Here is a 16,582-nt window from a genome sequence, read left to right as displayed (position 1 = left end):
TGGTGGTGTGCCGATTGGCATAATGCGGCAGCGTGTTCAATGAAGGAATATTATGCGGATGCGTGTGTGGTTTTTATTAGCCAGTTTGATCCTCGCCGGCTGCAGCAGCCATGCGCCGCCGCCGAGCGGCCGCCTGGCGGACTCTATCGTGGTGGTGGCCCAGCTCAACGAGCAACTGCGTCAGTGGTACGGTACGCCATACCGTTACGGCGGCCTGGATCGCGGCGGCGTAGATTGTTCCGGCTTTGTTTACCGCACGTTCCGCGATCGTTTCGACATGCAGCTGCCGCGTTCGACCGAAGAGCAAACCTCGCTGGGCACCAAGGTTTCGCGTGATGAGCTGATGCCGGGCGACCTGGTGTTTTTCAAAACCGGCGGCGGTGAGAACGGCCTGCACGTCGGCATTTACGATACCAACGACCAATTTATCCACGCGTCGACCAGCCGCGGAGTGATCCGCTCCTCGCTCGATAACGTCTACTGGAAGCGGGTGTACTGGCAGGCGCGACGCATTTAGCCTTAACCTATTGATTTGGTGTATCATGGCGGTATCACGTGTTTTGAACGGTGCCTGCCATGAACAGCCTGCGTTTACTGATCTCCGATTCCTACGATCCCTGGTTTAACCTGGCGGTGGAAGAATGCATCTTCCGCGAGATGACCACGCAAAAAATCCTCTTTCTGTGGCGCAATGCCGAAACGGTGGTGATTGGCCAGTCGCAGAACCCCTGGAAGGAGTGCAACACCCGGCGCATGGAGCAGGACGGCATTCGGCTGGCGCGGCGCAGCAGCGGCGGTGGGGCGGTATTTCACGACCTGGGCAACACCTGTTTCACCTTTATGGCCGGCAAACCGGGTTACGACAAAAGCGTCTCGACCGACATCATTCTGCAAGCGCTGCGGCAGCTGGGCGTCACGGCCGGCGCGTCGGGGCGCAACGATCTGGTGATGGAAACCGCCGACGGGCCGCGCAAAATATCCGGCTCGGCCTATCGAGAAACCCAGGACCGTGGTTTCCACCACGGCACGCTGCTGCTGAACGCCGATCTGGAGCGGCTGGCAGACTACCTCAATCCCGATCCCAAAAAGCTGCAGGCCAAGGGCATCACCTCGGTGCGTTCGCGCGTCGCCAATTTGGCGGAGTTTTTGCCGGGTATCAGCCATGAACAGGTGTGCGAAGCCATCGTGCAGGCCTTTTTTGCCCACTATGGCGAGACGGCCGAGCCGGAGATCATTTCGCCGGACGTATTCCCCGATTTGCCCGATTTTGCCGCGCAGTTCGCCAAACAGAGCAGTTGGGAATGGAATTTCGGCAAGGCGCCGGCGTTCAGCCATCTGCTTAACGAGCGCTTCGTCTGGGGCGGCGTGGATCTGTTCTTCGACGTGGAGAAGGGAACGATTGTTCGCGCGCAGGTGTTCACCGACAGCCTGAATCCCGCCCCGCTGCAACGGCTGGCGGAAGCGCTGGTGGGCTGCGCGTATCGCAGCGAGCCCGTTGCCGCTTGCTGCGATCGGCTGATGGCGGATTATCCGCAACAGGCGGCGGAATTGACCGAACTGCGGCAATGGCTGAGCGAAACGATCCGTTAGCCGGTATGGGATGGTGAAGGGGATGAGCGTGCTCATCCCTTTTTTTATCGCTGAAATCGACGTTTCGCAGGGGCGTAGCGCAGATTTTCTGAAAATCAAGGTGGGCATTTTTTTACGTTTTCAATGCTGAGAATAACGGGCGGAATTGATGTGTTATTAAATTTAATCAGTCATCGTTAACGACAGGAAAAATCGGCGTTACGGCAGAAAGATTATTTTACTTTATTTAAGATTTTTCTTAAATAAAACAACGGAGATAAGTCAAATTTAGCCCGTCATCCAATCCACTTAAGCCAAATACCTTTTCATATCACGCGTTAGGCGAGAAAGGTGGCATAAGTTCAGCTGCTTTTCTTTTGCGCCTTTCGCGATTGTCGTATAGCTTTAATCTATCAATTAAATGATATTTCATGGGTATTTGCATTGATATTTCCGATTAATCCCAGAAGGATTGATCGATAAAATATATTGATATACGATGATACGCTAGCCATTCATCCTGTGGCATTAAAATGAACATCCAACTCGAAGCTGACTTTATTAGTAGCTATGTTTTTCAACCTGTTTACTCAATGGAGGGCAGGCTGTTGGCGGTGGAAATGTTGAGCCGTTTCAACAGTCCCGACGGTGATTTAGCCATGCCGGCCGAAATTGGGATTAATTTATTGGCGCCTGAACAAAGGATTGAGTTATTTAATGAGCAATTGAAACTTGCGGAGCGGCACGCGGGCTGGTTTACCGGTAACAGCGTGCAGTTGACCATCAATATCGAAGAAACCATCGTCGAACTTATTCTTTCCGATCCGGCATTGTGCCAATGGATCAGGCAATATCCTTTTATTGCATTCGAAATGAGTGAGAGTTTTCCGAATCTTTCGGCCGGGAAGAACAACCCGAACGTGCAGCGATTAAGCGAAATGTTTACGCTGTGGCTCGATGATTTCGGTTCCGGTAAAGCCACCTTGACCGCGCTGTATGATGGTTTGTTTGACTATGTAAAGATAGACAAGCGTTTTTACTGGCAGCTGTTTACCCATCAGGGGTATGACGTGGTCATCGACTCGTTGTTAAAGAATATCAACCTGTTGTGTAAAGGCGTGATCGTCGGAGGAATAGAGAAAAAAGAGTACTTTAATAAACTCAGATACGCCGGTGTTTTAGGCCTGCAAGGTTTTTTATGGCCCAGCGTTGGTGTGGATAATCTGCAAACTTTGCTGGCGAAGCCCAGCGAGTTCAATAATTAAGAAGTGATATAAAAAACTACACACAATGAGGTAAATAATGCGCGGGGTGATGTTTGCCGTGATTCCGTCGCCGTTATTCGCCATCGTTTTTTGGCTGATGACACCGTTTTGTCAGCCCACGTTAAACCGCGTTTCCTCCGCCAAGTGGAAACGCCAAACTCCCCGCATCCGTCCTGGTGACAGGCGGATGCGTTCTCCCTGCATTCCTTCGGTGTTAATCCGCCCGTCCAGGCTCTACACTACGCTGAAACGGAGGGCCTATGCCGCAGTTCGATAACGCTTACTACCAACAGTTACCCGGTTTCTACACCGCCCTGAACCCGACGCCGCTCAAGGATGCGCGCCTGCTGTACCACAGCGAGCCGCTGGCGCGCGAGCTGGGGCTGGATGAAAGTTGGTTTACCCAGGATAAAACCCCCATTTGGGCGGGAGAAACGCTGCTGCCCGGCATGCAGCCGTTGGCACAGGTGTACAGTGGCCACCAGTTTGGCGTATGGGCCGGGCAGCTGGGGGATGGCCGCGGCATTTTACTGGGCGAACAGGTCCTGGCGGACGGCAGCCACCGCGACTGGCACCTGAAGGGCGCCGGGCTGACGCCATATTCGCGTATGGGGGACGGCCGCGCGGTGCTGCGTTCGGTGATCCGCGAGTTTCTGGCCTCCGAGGCGTTGCATCATCTGGGGATCCCGACCACCCGGGCGTTGACCATCGTGACCAGCCGGCAGCCGGTGTTCCGCGAGCAGCCGGAACGCGGCGCCATGCTGATGCGGGTGGCGGAAAGCCACGTGCGCTTCGGCCACTTCGAGCACTTTTACTACCGCAAACAGCCGGAGCAGGTGCGGCAGTTGGCGGATTTCGTCATTGCCCGTCACTGGCCGCAGCTGCAGGATCAGGCTGAACGTTACCTGCTGTGGTTTACCGACGTGGTGGAACGGACGGCGCGCCTGATCGCCCATTGGCAAACCGTCGGTTTCGCTCACGGCGTGATGAACACCGACAACATGTCGATTCTCGGCATCACCATTGACTACGGCCCTTACGGCTTCCTCGATGACTATCAGCCCGGTTATATCTGCAATCACTCCGACCATCAGGGGCGTTACGCCTTCGACAATCAGCCGGCGGTGGCGCTGTGGAACCTGCATCGCCTGGCGCAGACCCTGTCGGGGCTGATGACCACTGAACAGCTGCAGCAGGCGCTGGCGGCGTATGAACCGGCGCTGATGCGCGCCTACGGCGAACAGATGCGCGCTAAACTCGGCTTCTTCACGCCGACGGCGCAGGACAATGACGTGCTCACCGGGCTGTTGAGCCTGATGGCGCAGGAAGGGCGGGACTATACCCGCACGTTCCGCCTGTTGAGCGACACTGAACAGCAACAGGCGCAGTCGCCGCTGCGCGACGAGTTTATCGACCGCGCGGCGTTCGATTCCTGGTATCAGCAGTATCGTCAGCGTTTGCAGCAGGAGCAGGTGAGCGATGCGGAGCGGCAACGGGCGATGAAGGCGGTGAACCCGCGCCTGATCCTGCGCAACTATCTGGCGCAGCAGGCGATTGAAGACGCGGAGCAAGACGACGTGGGCCGTTTGCAGCGGTTGCATCAGGCCCTGCTGCGGCCGTTCGACGATGCGCCGGAATATGACGATCTCGCCGTGCTGCCGCCGGACTGGGGCAAACATCTGGAGATTTCCTGCTCCAGCTGAGATGAAAAAAGGGCGCTTAATGGCGCCCTTGACGTTATTGACGCAGGTAGACCTGCGGCAGCGACACTTCGGGATGATGCACCACGCCGAGATCGGCCTGATACCAGCGGGTGAGGATCTCCGTCTGCAACACCTCCTGCGGCGTGCCGCTCGCCACCAGACGCCCCTGATGCAGCAGCAGGATCCTATCGGCGTACAGCGCGGCCAGATTAAGATCGTGCAGCACGCAGCAGACGCCCAGCGGCTGTTGGCGCGTCAGCGAGCGCAGCAGGCGCAAAGTGTGCTGCTGGTGGTACAGATCCAGCGCCGAGGTCGGCTCATCGAGAAATAGCCAGGCGGGAGACGGCTGCGGTTGCCACAGCTGCGCCAACACACGCGCCAGCTGTACCCGCTGCTGTTCGCCGCCGGACAGTTGGCGGTAGTCGCGCTGCGCCAGCGCCAGGCAGTCGGTCTGCGCCATCACCTGTTGGATCGCCTGATGCTCGTCGCGTTTGCCGTGCGGCGCCCGCCCCATGCTGACCACTTCCTCCACGCTGAACGGAAACGCCAGATCGCTGTACTGGCGCATCACGGCTCGGACTTTGGCCAACTGCTGCGGCGCCCACTGTTCAAGCGGGCGATCAAGCAGGCGACATTCGCCGCAGTCCGGCGTCAAATAGCCGGTCAGCAAGCGCAGCAGCGTCGATTTGCCGGCGCCGTTAGGGCCGATAATCGCCACCATTTCGCCGCCGGCGAGGCTGAGCGAAACGTCGTTGATCAAGCGGCGCGCACCGAGGCTGTAGCGCAGCTCTCTGGCTGTCAGGCAGGCGGCGTTATCCACCGGTTCGCTCCCGCTGGCGCATCACCAGCCATAAAAAGTAAGGACCGCCGATCAGGCTGGTCATCAACCCCACCGGCATTTCGGCCGGCGCCACCAGCGTGCGCGCCAGCGTATCGCTGACCAGTAGCAGGCAGGCACCGCCCAGCGCGGAGCAGGGCAGCAGCCAGCGGTGATCGCCGCCGAGGCGCATGCGCACCAGATGCGGCACCACCAAACCGACAAAGCCGATCACGCCGCTCATCGCTACCGCCGCGCCGATCAGCAAGGCGCTCAGCAACAGCAGCTGCAGCTTGGCGCGCTGGACGTTCACCCCGAGGTAGTGGGCCTCTTCGTCCCCCAGCTGCAACAGGTTCAGCCGGCGCGCCTGCAGCAGCGTCAGCAGCGCCGTAGGCAGGATCAGCGAGGCGGAAACCGCCAGCGTCGGCCACTGTGACTGGCTGAGGCTGCCCATCATCCACAGCGAGAACTGGCGCAGCTGTTGATCGCTGCTGACGTAAGAGAGCACGCCGATGGCCGCCATGCACAGGGCGTTGATGGCGATGCCTGCCAGCAGCAGCCGCGACAGATTGCCGTGCCCGCTGCGGCTGATGCCGTAGATCAATAGCGATACCAGCAGGCTGCCGAGGAACGCCGCCAGCATATGGCCATACAGCGCGATCGTCACCGGCAACGCCAGCGGCATCACGATGAACAGGGCGACAAACAGCGCGCCGCCGCTGCTGATGCCCAGCAGGCTCGGATCCGCCAGCGGGTTGCGGAACAGCCCCTGCATCACCGCACCGGATACCGCCAGCGCGCAGCCGATCACCACCGCCAGCAGCACGCGCGGCAGGCGGATGTTCAACCAGATGTGCCAGGCGGCGTCGCTGAAAGGTTCGCGCCACAGGGTGCGAAACGACAGCGTCAGCGCGCCCAGGTTGGCGGCGACCAGCGCCAGCAGCGTCAGCAACACCAGCAGACCGATGATGGCCAGCTGAGGCGAGGTGCGACAGCGCATTACTTTTGCTCCGCCGCGTGGCGCAGTTTGGCCAGCGCCGCCGGCGTTTCCAGACCGAAGCCCAGCAGCGCCATGTCATCGACGATCAGCACGCGGCGTTGCTTGCCTGCCGGCGTCAACGCCAGGCCCGGCAGCGTCCACAGCTGCTGTTCGCCGCCGAGGGTGCGCACGCCGTCGGTAGTGACCAGCAACAGATCCGGCGCGCTGGCGATGACGCCTTCCTGCGACAGCGGACGGTAGCGGTCAAAGCCCTGCATGGCGTTTTTCAGGCCGGCGGCGGCAATCACTGCGTCGGCGGCGGTGTGTTGCCCGGCGGCCATCGGGGTGATGCCGCCGTGGCTCATCACGAACAGCACCTTGACCGGCAGCGGGGAGGTATCGACCGCCGCCAGCTGTTGTCGATAGCGCTCGCTCAGCTGTTTGCCTTGCTCAACGCGCTGCAGCGCGGCGGCGATCGTAGCGATTTTCTGCGGTACCGCCTGCAGGGTGGTGTCACCCGGCACGCTGACCACGTTGACGCCGCTGTCCGCCAGCTGTTTGAGCACCAGCGCCGGCTGTGCCAGCTCGGTTGTCAGCACCAGCGTCGGCTTCAGCGCCAAAATGCCTTCGGCGTTCAGCTGGCGCATATAGCCGACGTCCGGCAGCTTTTTCACCGCTTCCGGATGCAGACTGGTGCTGTCGCGGGCGATCACTTCGTCGCCGGCGCCGAGCGCGAAGGCGATTTCCGTCACGTCGCCGCCGATCGAGACGATGCGCTGCGCCGCCGCAGCGGTGAGCGGCAGCGCCAGCGACATCATCAACGCCAGGCGGCGGATCAAGGAAGATTTCATGCGGCGATGTCCTTGACGGCGAGCGCGGCAACCTGCTCGCGCCACTGGGTTTGTTCCGGCTGACCTTCGGTACGCTGGCCATACAGCTGCGCAATCTGCGTGCCATCGGCGGCGAACAGCTCCAGGCTGGTGACGATGCCGTCTTTGGTCGGTTTGCGGGTGATCCAGCTTTCGGCGATGGCGTCTTCGATCAGGTGCAGCGTGAAGCGGCGGTTGAACACGTTGATCCAACCTTCCTGCGGCATCAAACGTTCGATCTGGCCGGTGAAGATCTGCACGCAGCCGCGGTTGCCGACGAAGATCATGATCTCGTTTTGCTGCTGCTGCGCCGCTTCCAGCAGCTGCGACAGCGCGCTGTTGTCCACCTGATAGGCCAGATCGTCGCCGACGGCGCGGAACGCCTGCTGGCGCGTCAGTTTGTTGCGGCTGAGCAGCTGGAAGAACTGGTGAACGTCGGTCATCGCGCGCCATTCACCGTCGATTTTTGCATGATCTTGCGTCGTTTCATCCGCAGTGCTCGCCTCGGCGGGCTGCAGCGCCAGCGCCGGATTTTCTTCGCTCAGGTGGCGTTCCACCAGTGCCATCCAGGCCGGCAGATCGGTCTCTTCGGTGGTGTAGACCTTGTGCAGCGCATCGCCCTGTTGGTCGAAGAACTGGATGCTGTGGCGCACGCCGCGCTTGTTGGTTTCGCTCATGGCGAAAACGCTGGTCCAGTGGTTGAGGAACAGGCGCAGATCCAGCTCGCGCGGGTTGAGGATCAGCCCGGCGTGGCCGTTGAGGTGCTGGTTGCGGTAGCGGCCCATCTGCTCATGCACCGCATAGCTGTTGCGGGTGATGGACTTGGTGACGCCGACCTGCTCAAGCTCGGTCAGCAGGGTGCGCGCGTCGGCCTGCAGGCGGCGAGTGTCGTGGCCGACGCGGGCGTGCGTTAGCTCCGCTTCGCTGACGCCGAGGATCGCCGCCAGATCGCGGGCGTATTTGCCGGGGTGATCGATTTTAGCCTGTTGGTAGCGTTCGTATAGGGTATTGCTCATGCGGGATTCTCCTGCGCTGTAATGCGAACGGCGGACAACCGGGTTGTCCGCCAGATAGTCAAATGATTACCACTGGTAGCTGACCAGCAGTTTGGCGTTGCGGCCATCCTGCGGGACGCCCTGCGGCGAGTAATATTCTTTGTCAAAGGCGTTGCCCAGCACCACGGTGGTGGTCACGCCCTGCAGCCGATCGCGGCCCTTGTAGCTCAGATAGAAATCGTTGACGCCGTAGCCGCCTTGCTCCGGCGTCCCCGTTTGTACGCGGGTGGCGCGTTCGGCGAAGGTGGCGACCCAACCGGCGGACAGACCGGTTTCGCCCAGCGGCACGTCCAGCGAGCTGGTGACGGTATCCGGGCTGATGTCGGCCAGCCAATCGCCGCTTTTCGCGTTCAATTCGCCATTGCGAGACTTGTCCTTGCCGCGTGTGCGGTTGTAAGCCAGATCCCAGTTAAACCACTTGGTCTGGTAGTTCAGCGAGGTGTCCCAACCCCAAATCTTGGCGCGAGAGATATTCGCTGAGGCGGTCTGCGTACGAGTGACATACATGAAGATGTAGTCTTTGGCGTCGGTATCGAAGTAACTGGCCTTGAATTGCAGGCTGTCATCCGCCAGCAGCAGGTCGTCGAAGCGCAGGCCGAAACCGGCTTCGGTGGTGCTGGTGGTTTCCGGCCGCAGATTCGGATTAGGCACCCAATAGTTGCCGGGGAAGTGGCGCGAATCGTTGTACATCTCGCCCATGGTCGGGGCACGGAAGGCCTGGGAATAGGAGCCGAACAGCATCAGCCAGTCGGTCGGCGAGTAGCTCAGGGCGCCGCGGGACGACCATTTGTCGGCCTTGACGTCTTCGTGGCCTTGGCTGCTGCCTTTGTAATCGTCGTAGCGCGTGCCGGCCAGCACGGTGATCGGAATGTCGCGCAGCGTGATTTCATCCTGCAGCCAGCCGGAGGCGAAGTTGATCTTGGCCTGCGGGAAGCTGGTGGTGGCGCCGCCCGGCTGCTGTTTCTGTTCATAGACCTCGGAGCCGTAGGTCAGCAGGTGTGACGCAAAACTGTCGGCGAACAGACGCGTGCGGTTTTCCAGCTTGCCGCCGTTGGTGGTCTGCTTGCGGAATTCGTCGGTCGCACCGGCGTTGTGCGCATTGATTTTGACTTCCGAGGTGTACAGTTTCGCGGTGGCGTCCAGCCAATCCTGGCCGACCGGCTTGAGCTTATAGCTCAGAGCGGCATCGCGCTGGATGGTGGAGCGGTTGGTCATCGGGTTGCCGCTCGAGCTGCCCGGCGTCTGCGGGTTTTTCGGCTCCTGGGCGCTGTTGTTGTAGTAGCGCAGATCGCCGCTCAATGACTGATTGTCGTCGATTTTCCAGGTGCCTTTGGCCAGCACGTTGCTGATGGTTTCATCGTTTGGCGCATCGAAGCCGTTGCCCTGACGCAGATTGCCGACGTCGCGGGTGCCGAACGACAGCAGGCCGTCGAGGTTATCGGTCTTGCCGTAAGCGCTGGCGCCCATGCCCAGGCTGTGATCGCCGGTGCCGGCGGTGCCGTAGACGCGGAACCCGGTATCGTGGCCCGGCAGCAGCAGATCGGCGGCATCGACGGTCTCGTAGGCGATGACGCCGCCCAGTGCGCCGCTGCCGTACAGCAACGCAGAGGGTCCGCGCACGATTTCAATGCGCTTGACCAGCGCCGGATCGAGGAAGGTGCCGCCGATGTGGCCGGTATCGGTACCCTGGCGGATGCCGTCGACCAGCGTCAGCACGCCGTTTTTGCCGTAGCCGCGCATCGTTACGTCCTGACCGTTGCTGCGCCCGGTGCCGTTGACGGTGATGCCCGGCACGCGGCGCAGCATATCGGCGGCCGAGGTGGCAGTCTGGCTTTCCGGCGAGTTGCCTTCGATGACCGTGACCATCATCGGCGCTTCAAAGCTGCTGCGTTGGTTACCGGTGGCGACCACCGTCATGGTCTCGTCGGCGGCTTTGGCTTTTTTAGCCGGCGCCGCGTTGGAAGAGGATGTTGTGCTGGTGTTTTGTGCCAAGGCCACCGTAGGCAGAGCGCAGGCAATCGCCAGACTCAAAGCGGAAAAACGCAGCCGGGTGGAAAATGTCAGAGGCATGGTGCAACTCTCCGTATGTAATAAAACATATCAATAGATTTGCTGGCTGCCTGGATCAAAAGATCGGGGTGGCTGGCGTTTGAGGATTCTGTGGTTATTTGGTCAGGATCAATTTCCCGGCTTTGGTCTGCCGTAGCTGATAGCGCTGACCCTGATGGGTAATGAACGCGATGCCGTCGGTGCCGAGCAGCTGTGCGCTGTCGTAGCTGGGCGGCGCGTTTGCGCTGTGCTCGGTCGGGGCCGCGGCGGCGGGGGTAGGCGTGTTGGCAGTATCCATCATCATTGTGCTTATAAAACAGACCATTAAATGGTAATTAATATCAAACTGAGAATCATTATCATGTGAAGGAAAGGTTACATCAAGGAAAATTTTCTTACCGATGGAACCTTTTTGTCGAACGGACATCTGGTGGCGGGCCGAGCGCACTCGGCCCGTAAAAAAGGGGCGTTATTTCAGCAGGGTTTCGATGCGGTCAAACAGACGTTCGGGCTTGGTGATCGGCGCAAAGCGCGTGACGCGCTGGCCGTCGGCGGTAAGCAGAAACTTGGTGAAATTCCACTTGATGCGGCGGCTACCCAAAATGCCGGGCGCCAGGCGTTTCAGCTCATTGAACAGCGGGTGCGCGCCGGGGCCGTTAACGTCTATCTTGCTGAACAGCGGGAAACTGACGCCGTAGTTGAGGCTGCAAAAGTTGGCGATCTCCAGCGGGCTGCCCGGCTCCTGAGAACCAAACTGGTTGCAGGGGAAGCCGAGCACCACCAGGCCGCGTTCGCGATAGTATTGCCACAAATTTTCCAGCCCGCGGTATTGCGGGGTGAAGCCGCACTTGCTGGCGGTGTTGACCACCAGATAAGCGCGCGCCGGGAAATCGCCCAGCGTTTTTTGCTCGCCCTGCAGCGTGACGCAGGGGATGGATAACAGAGAGTGAATCATGCCGGGGCTCCAGGTGCGTTTCGGCGGGTGCAAAGAGGTTGCAATCAGTATAGATGAGCGGGGCGGGAGGGATAAAGCCGGGGCGAAGCCCCGGCCTAGGTTGCGTCAGAAACGGCTATCGACCGCATCCGCCAGCATCGCCAACAGCTGTTCGCTGTCGGACCAGCTCAGGCAAGGATCGGTGATCGACTGGCCATAGGTCAGCGGCTGGCCGGCGACGATTTTCTGCGTGCCTTCCACCAGGAAGCTTTCCGCCATCACGCCGGTGATGGCGGCGGAGCCTGCGCGGATCTGTTGGCAAACGTTGTCGGCCACTTCCAGCTGGCGGCGGTGCATCTTCTGGCAGTTGCCGTGGCTGAAGTCGATCACCAGGTGCTCCGGCAGATCGAACTCGCGCAGGCTGTCGCAGGCGGTAGCGATGTCGCTGGCGTGGTAGTTCGGCGTTTTGCCTCCGCGCATGATGATGTGGCCATACGGGTTGCCGCTGGTCTGGTAGATGGTCATCTGGCCATGTTTGTCCGGCGACAGGAACATGTGCCCGGCGCGCGCCGCACGAATGGCGTCGATGGCGATGCGGGTGTTGCCGTCGGTGCCGTTTTTGAAGCCGACCGGGCAGGAGAGCGCCGAGGCCATTTCACGGTGGATCTGGCTTTCGGTGGTGCGTGCGCCGATGGCACCCCAGCTGATGAGATCGGCGATGTATTGGCCGACCACCATGTCCAGGAATTCGGTGGCGGTCGGCAGGCCGAGCTGGTTCACTTCCAGCAGCAGGCGGCGCGCCATTTCGATGCCGCGGTTGACCTGGAAGGTGCCGTCCAGCGCCGGATCGGAGATCAGGCCTTTCCAGCCGACGACGGTGCGCGGTTTTTCGAAGTAGGTGCGCATCACGATTTCCAGACGATCCTGGTAGCGTTCGCGCAGGGCGTTCAGCCGGCCGGCGTAATCGACGGCGGCGTCGAGATCGTGGATGGAGCAGGGGCCGATCACCACCAACAGGCGGCGGTCTTCACCGGTGAGGATTTTTTCAATGCGTTTTCGTGACGCTGTCACGTTATCAGCGACGGCCGCCGAGATCGGCAGCTTGTCTGCCAACGCTTGCGGCGTGACGAGGCTGTCGATGCGCGCGGTCCGCAGTTCATCTGTTTTGTACATGTTGTTCCCTGGAAACTGTTCTTCTCTGCGGCAGGAGTGCCGGGAAGTGATGGCGATCACAATAACGCAAAAAGCGCTGAATTCAACCGTAGAGATTGCGTTCTGTTGATCAAAGCCGCGAAAAAAAGCACAAAAAAATCAGCTGCTGATGAAATAAACGGCAGGCGGCGGGGCGCGACGGCCCCGCGAGGAAAAGATCAGAACATGCGGCGGCTCATGCCGAGGATATCGAGGATTTTGGTGGAGATCTCTTCGACCGAATAGTTGGTGGTATTGAGATAGCGGATCTGGTTTTTGCGGAACAGCGCCTCGACCTCGGCGATCTCCATGCGGCACTGGCGCAATGAGGCGTAGCGGCTGTTTTCGCGCCGCTCTTCGCGGATCGCCGCCAGGCGCTCCGGATCGATGGTCAGGCCGAATAATTTATGCTGAAACGGTTTCAGCGAAGCCGGCAGGTGCAAATTGTCCATATCGTCGGCGATAAACGGATAGTTGGCGGCGCGGATGCCGAACTGCATCGCCAGATAGAGGCTGGTGGGGGTTTTGCCGCAGCGCGACACGCCGAGCAGGATCACCTGCGCCTGATCGAGGTTGCGCAGCGAAATGCCGTCATCGTGCGCCAGGGTATAGTCGATGGCGGCGATGCGCGCATCATACTTGCCGAGGTTGCTGGCGGTCAGGCCGTGGGTGCGGTTCGGCACCGGCGTCGGTTCTACGTCCAGCTCGCCCTGCAGCGGGCCGACCAGCGCCTGCACGATATCCTGGCAAAAGCCCTGGCTCTGGACGATCACATCGCGCACTTCCGGCGAGATGATGGAGTAAAACACCAGCGGCCGCACGCCGGTTTCATTATAGATATCATCGATTTGTTGGCGAACTGCGCGTGCGCGGGCCTCGGTTTCGACAAACGGCAAGGTGTACGTGGTCGCCGTGACCGGGAACTGCGACAGCACCGCGTGCCCCAGCACTTCGGCGGTGATCGCCGTACCATCCGAAATATAAAAAACGCTTCTTTCCACCCGAGGCTCCTTACCTGAGAACGGTGTTCCTGCTGTCATCACTGCCAATATCATGAGCCGCAGACGATTCGCCGGTAAAGGGGCGAGGGAAAAAATTGTGACGGCGGGGCGGTAAACCGCCTTGCGGCGGCGCGTGAAGAAAAGTGCATTTTGACGACGGTAAAAATCGTGGCGCAGCGACGCTTTTCGATCCGAAACGCAAATTTGCCGCTATTTTCACCAAAAACGGTAGCGTTTGCGTGGTCATTAAAACAGAAGTTTAAAAAGAACGTAATTTGTTGAGAACTAAGCTTTTCGTGCGATTGGGAACGGTTCCCAGGCAAATCAGCCGGTTAGGACATTCTCTTAAAAACCACTTTCTTCAGTGGGTTGATCGATTCACCTTTCCATTTTCCCCAGATCAGTGTGCTAGTCTGATTCGGCTCCGTGTTAGCGGCGCCGTAAAGCAAGCGAATTAAATCCGTCTTTACCCTACTGATAGCAATAAGGATTGTCTCGATGTCCAACAATGGCCCAGACTTGCGTAATGTGCTTTGGTACAACCAGCTTGGCATGCACGACGTTGACCGTGTCGGCGGCAAAAACGCCTCCCTCGGTGAAATGATCACCAATCTTTCCGATTTGGGCGTGGCCGTGCCAAACGGTTTTGCCACCACCGCACAGGCGTTTAACGATTTCCTCGAACAAAGCGGTGTTAACCAGCGCATCTATCAGCTACTGGATCAGACCGACGTTGACGACGTTGCACAACTGGCCAAGGCCGGCGCCCAGATCCGCCAATGGGTGATCGACACGCCGTTCCACGCCGAGTTCGAACGTGAAATTCATCAGGCTTACCAACAGCTCGCCGATGGCGAACCGGAAGCCTCTTTTGCGGTGCGCTCCTCCGCCACGGCGGAAGACATGCCGGACGCGTCCTTTGCCGGCCAGCAGGAAACCTTCCTCAACGTGCAGGGCATCGACGCCGTGATGGTGGCGATCAAGCACGTGTTCGCGTCGCTGTTCAACGACCGCGCCATCTCGTATCGCGTGCATCAGGGCTATGACCACCGGGGCGTGGCGCTGTCGGCGGGTGTACAGCGGATGGTGCGCTCCGATCTGGCCTCCTCGGGCGTGATGTTCACCATCGACACTGAGTCCGGCTTTGATCAGGTGGTATTCATCACCTCCGCCTTCGGCCTGGGCGAAATGGTGGTGCAGGGCGCGGTGAACCCGGATGAGTTCTACGTGCACAAACCGACGCTGCAAAACGGCAAGCCGGCGATCGTGCGCCGCAACCTGGGCTCGAAAAAGATCCGCATGGTGTACGCACCGTCGCAGGATCACGGCAAGCAGGTGCGCATCGAAGACGTGCCGGAAGCGCAGCGCAGCCGTTTCTCGCTGACGGATGAAGAAGTGCAGGCGCTGGCGCAGCAGGCGATCCTGATCGAAAAACATTACGGTCGCCCGATGGATATCGAGTGGGCGAAAGACGGCCATACCGGCAAGCTGCTAATCGTGCAGGCACGCCCGGAGACCGTACGCTCCAACGAGCAGACCATGGAGCGCTACCAGCTGAACGGCTCCAGCCCGGTGCTGGTGGAAGGCCGCGCCATCGGCCACCGCATCGGCGCCGGCCCGGTGAAAGTGATCCACGACATCAGCGAAATGGATCGCATCCAGCCGGGCGACGTGTTGGTCACCGACATGACCGACCCGGATTGGGAACCGATCATGAAGAAAGCCGCCGCGATCGTCACCAACCGCGGCGGGCGCACCTGCCACGCGGCGATCATCGCCCGTGAACTGGGCATTCCGGCGGTGGTGGGCTGTGGCCACGCCACCGACGTGCTGAAAGACGGCCAGAAAGTCACCGTCTCCTGCGCGGAAGGCGACACCGGTTTCGTTTACAGCGATATGCTGGACTTCAGCGTGCAGAGCTCCGAAGTGACCGAGCTGCCTGATCTGCCGCTGAAGATCATGATGAACGTCGGCAACCCGGATCGCGCCTTCGACTTCGCGCGTTTGCCGAATGAAGGCGTGGGCCTGGCGCGGCTGGAATTTATCATCAACCGCATGATCGGCGTGCACCCGCGCGCGCTGCTGGAGTTTGACCAGCAGACGCCGGCGCTGCAAAACGAAATTCGCGCGCTGATGCAGGGTTACGATCATCCGGTCGAGTTCTACGTCGGCCGTCTGACCGAGGGCATCGCGACGCTGGGCGCCGCGTTCTGGCCGAAGCGCGTGATCGTGCGTCTGTCCGACTTCAAATCCAACGAGTACGCCAACCTGGTGGGCGGCGACAAGTATGAACCGCACGAAGAGAACCCGATGCTGGGCTTCCGTGGTGCCGGCCGTTACGTGGCCGACAGCTTCCGCGATTGCTTCGCGCTGGAGTGCGAGGCGGTGAAACGCGTGCGTAACGAAATGGGGCTGACCAACGTCGAAATCATGGTGCCGTTCGTGCGCACCGTGGCGCAGGCGGAAGCGGTGGTGGCCGAGCTGGCGCGTCAAGGGCTGAAGCGCGGCGAGAACGGGCTGAAAGTGATCATGATGTGCGAGATCCCGTCCAATGCGCTGTTGGCGGATCAGTTCCTCGAGCACTTCGACGGCTTCTCCATCGGTTCCAACGACATGACCCAGCTGGCGCTGGGGCTGGATCGCGACTCCGGCGTGGTGTCGGAGCTGTTCGACGAACGCAACGAGGCGGTGAAAGCGCTGCTGTCGATGGCGATTCAGGCGGCCAAGCGCCACGGCAAATACGTCGGCATCTGCGGCCAGGGCCCATCCGACCACGAAGACTTCGCCGAGTGGCTGATGGAGCAGGGCATCGACAGCCTGTCGCTCAATCCGGACACCGTGGTGCAGACCTGGATCAATTTGTCGAAAAAGAAATAATGTCTCGGCATCGCTAAGGCATTAACGCCAGGCCGCAGTTTACGCTGCGGCCTTTTTATTTCTGAATGTAAATAACGGCGCGTAAAATAATCAATTTGGCGAAAAAAGAATAAAAAAAAGCCCACCGTAGGAGATGGGCAAAGACTACACACAGCAATTCACATGTATGGCATTACATAGTTCAGAAAGGTTGCTTTAAAATCAGTGATTTGAAGCAATAGATGGCCATAATACTAGATTTTTGAACGCGACTAGTCATTAAGAATCATCCTA

At 59.7% G+C, this 16,582-nt stretch carries 14 protein-coding genes and 1 other RNA gene; 5 read left to right on the top strand and 10 right to left on the bottom strand.

Annotated elements, in window-relative coordinates:
* Positions 1-52: 52 nt before the first annotated feature.
* The 4 genes from AWX27_RS02490 to AWX27_RS02475 all read left to right on the top strand — a co-directional run bounded on the left by AWX27_RS02490 (position 53) and on the right by AWX27_RS02475 (position 4,537).
* Complete coding sequence (locus AWX27_RS02490; protein ID WP_016927954.1) at positions 53-517, top strand: NlpC/P60 family protein; 465 nt, start codon at positions 53-55, stop codon at positions 515-517.
* Between the two features lie 59 nt (positions 518-576).
* Entirely contained in the window at positions 577-1,590 is a 1,014-nt protein-coding gene (locus AWX27_RS02485; RefSeq protein WP_060419209.1) for a lipoate--protein ligase A, read from the top strand.
* 512 nt (positions 1,591-2,102) lie between these two features.
* Positions 2,103-2,834: an EAL domain-containing protein gene (locus AWX27_RS02480; protein ID WP_060419207.1), complete on the top strand. Its 732-nt coding sequence runs from the start codon at positions 2,103-2,105 to the stop codon at positions 2,832-2,834.
* A 260-nt stretch (positions 2,835-3,094) separates the two neighbouring features.
* The gene (locus tag AWX27_RS02475; protein ID WP_060419205.1) at positions 3,095-4,537 is read left to right on the top strand and encodes a protein adenylyltransferase SelO; all 1,443 of its coding nucleotides are present in this window, start codon (positions 3,095-3,097) and stop codon (positions 4,535-4,537) included.
* Between the two features lie 34 nt (positions 4,538-4,571).
* On the opposite strand, the gene AWX27_RS02470 is transcribed toward AWX27_RS02475, so the two are convergent.
* From AWX27_RS02470 to AWX27_RS02430, 9 genes are all read right to left on the bottom strand, one after another.
* Entirely contained in the window at positions 4,572-5,357 is a 786-nt protein-coding gene (locus tag AWX27_RS02470; RefSeq protein ID WP_049198604.1) for a heme ABC transporter ATP-binding protein, read from the bottom strand.
* On the bottom strand, positions 5,350-6,354 hold the full coding sequence (locus tag AWX27_RS02465) for a FecCD family ABC transporter permease (protein ID WP_016927948.1): 1,005 nt from the start codon (positions 6,352-6,354) through the stop codon (positions 5,350-5,352). Before AWX27_RS02465 ends, AWX27_RS02470 begins: the two co-directional genes overlap by 8 nt.
* Positions 6,354-7,184 (bottom strand): heme/hemin ABC transporter substrate-binding protein, encoded by an 831-nt coding sequence (locus AWX27_RS02460; protein WP_033638352.1) that lies wholly within the window; start codon positions 7,182-7,184, stop codon positions 6,354-6,356. The genes AWX27_RS02465 and AWX27_RS02460 overlap by 1 nt, the downstream gene beginning before the upstream one ends.
* Positions 7,181-8,218, bottom strand: coding sequence for a hemin-degrading factor (locus AWX27_RS02455; RefSeq protein ID WP_060419203.1), 1,038 nt, complete (start codon positions 8,216-8,218; stop codon positions 7,181-7,183). The genes AWX27_RS02460 and AWX27_RS02455 overlap by 4 nt, the downstream gene beginning before the upstream one ends.
* Before the next feature lie 66 nt (positions 8,219-8,284).
* Positions 8,285-10,327 carry a TonB-dependent hemoglobin/transferrin/lactoferrin family receptor gene (locus tag AWX27_RS02450; protein WP_060419200.1) on the bottom strand — a complete coding sequence of 681 codons (2,043 nt, stop codon included), beginning with the start codon at positions 10,325-10,327 and terminating at the stop codon, positions 8,285-8,287.
* A 94-nt stretch (positions 10,328-10,421) separates the two neighbouring features.
* Positions 10,422-10,604, bottom strand: a complete 183-nt coding sequence (hemP, locus tag AWX27_RS02445) for a hemin uptake protein HemP (RefSeq protein ID WP_043141213.1) — start codon at positions 10,602-10,604, stop codon at positions 10,422-10,424.
* A gap of 171 nt (positions 10,605-10,775) precedes the next feature.
* The gene (locus AWX27_RS02440; protein ID WP_038871031.1) at positions 10,776-11,261 is read right to left on the bottom strand and encodes a glutathione peroxidase; all 486 of its coding nucleotides are present in this window, start codon (positions 11,259-11,261) and stop codon (positions 10,776-10,778) included.
* Between the two features lie 105 nt (positions 11,262-11,366).
* Positions 11,367-12,413 carry a 3-deoxy-7-phosphoheptulonate synthase gene (locus AWX27_RS02435; protein WP_038871025.1) on the bottom strand — a complete coding sequence of 349 codons (1,047 nt, stop codon included), beginning with the start codon at positions 12,411-12,413 and terminating at the stop codon, positions 11,367-11,369.
* A gap of 197 nt (positions 12,414-12,610) precedes the next feature.
* Positions 12,611-13,471: a posphoenolpyruvate synthetase regulatory kinase/phosphorylase PpsR gene (locus AWX27_RS02430; protein ID WP_162215433.1), complete on the bottom strand. Its 861-nt coding sequence runs from the start codon at positions 13,469-13,471 to the stop codon at positions 12,611-12,613.
* 459 nt (positions 13,472-13,930) lie between these two features.
* On the opposite strand from AWX27_RS02430, the gene ppsA reads away from it, so the two are divergent.
* Positions 13,931-16,309 (top strand): phosphoenolpyruvate synthase, encoded by a 2,379-nt coding sequence (ppsA, locus tag AWX27_RS02420; RefSeq protein WP_060419199.1) that lies wholly within the window; start codon positions 13,931-13,933, stop codon positions 16,307-16,309.
* 109 nt (positions 16,310-16,418) lie between these two features.
* Here the strand turns inward: ppsA and rprA are convergent.
* An RNA gene (gene rprA, locus AWX27_RS02415) (antisense sRNA RprA) lies at positions 16,419-16,528 on the bottom strand.
* Positions 16,529-16,582: the final 54 nt, after the last annotated feature.

This window comes from Serratia sp. 2880STDY5682894, assembly GCF_001537385.1.
GTDB lineage: Bacteria > Pseudomonadota > Gammaproteobacteria > Enterobacterales > Enterobacteriaceae > Serratia > Serratia nevei.
This window is presented reverse-complemented; position numbering and strand designations above follow the sequence as displayed.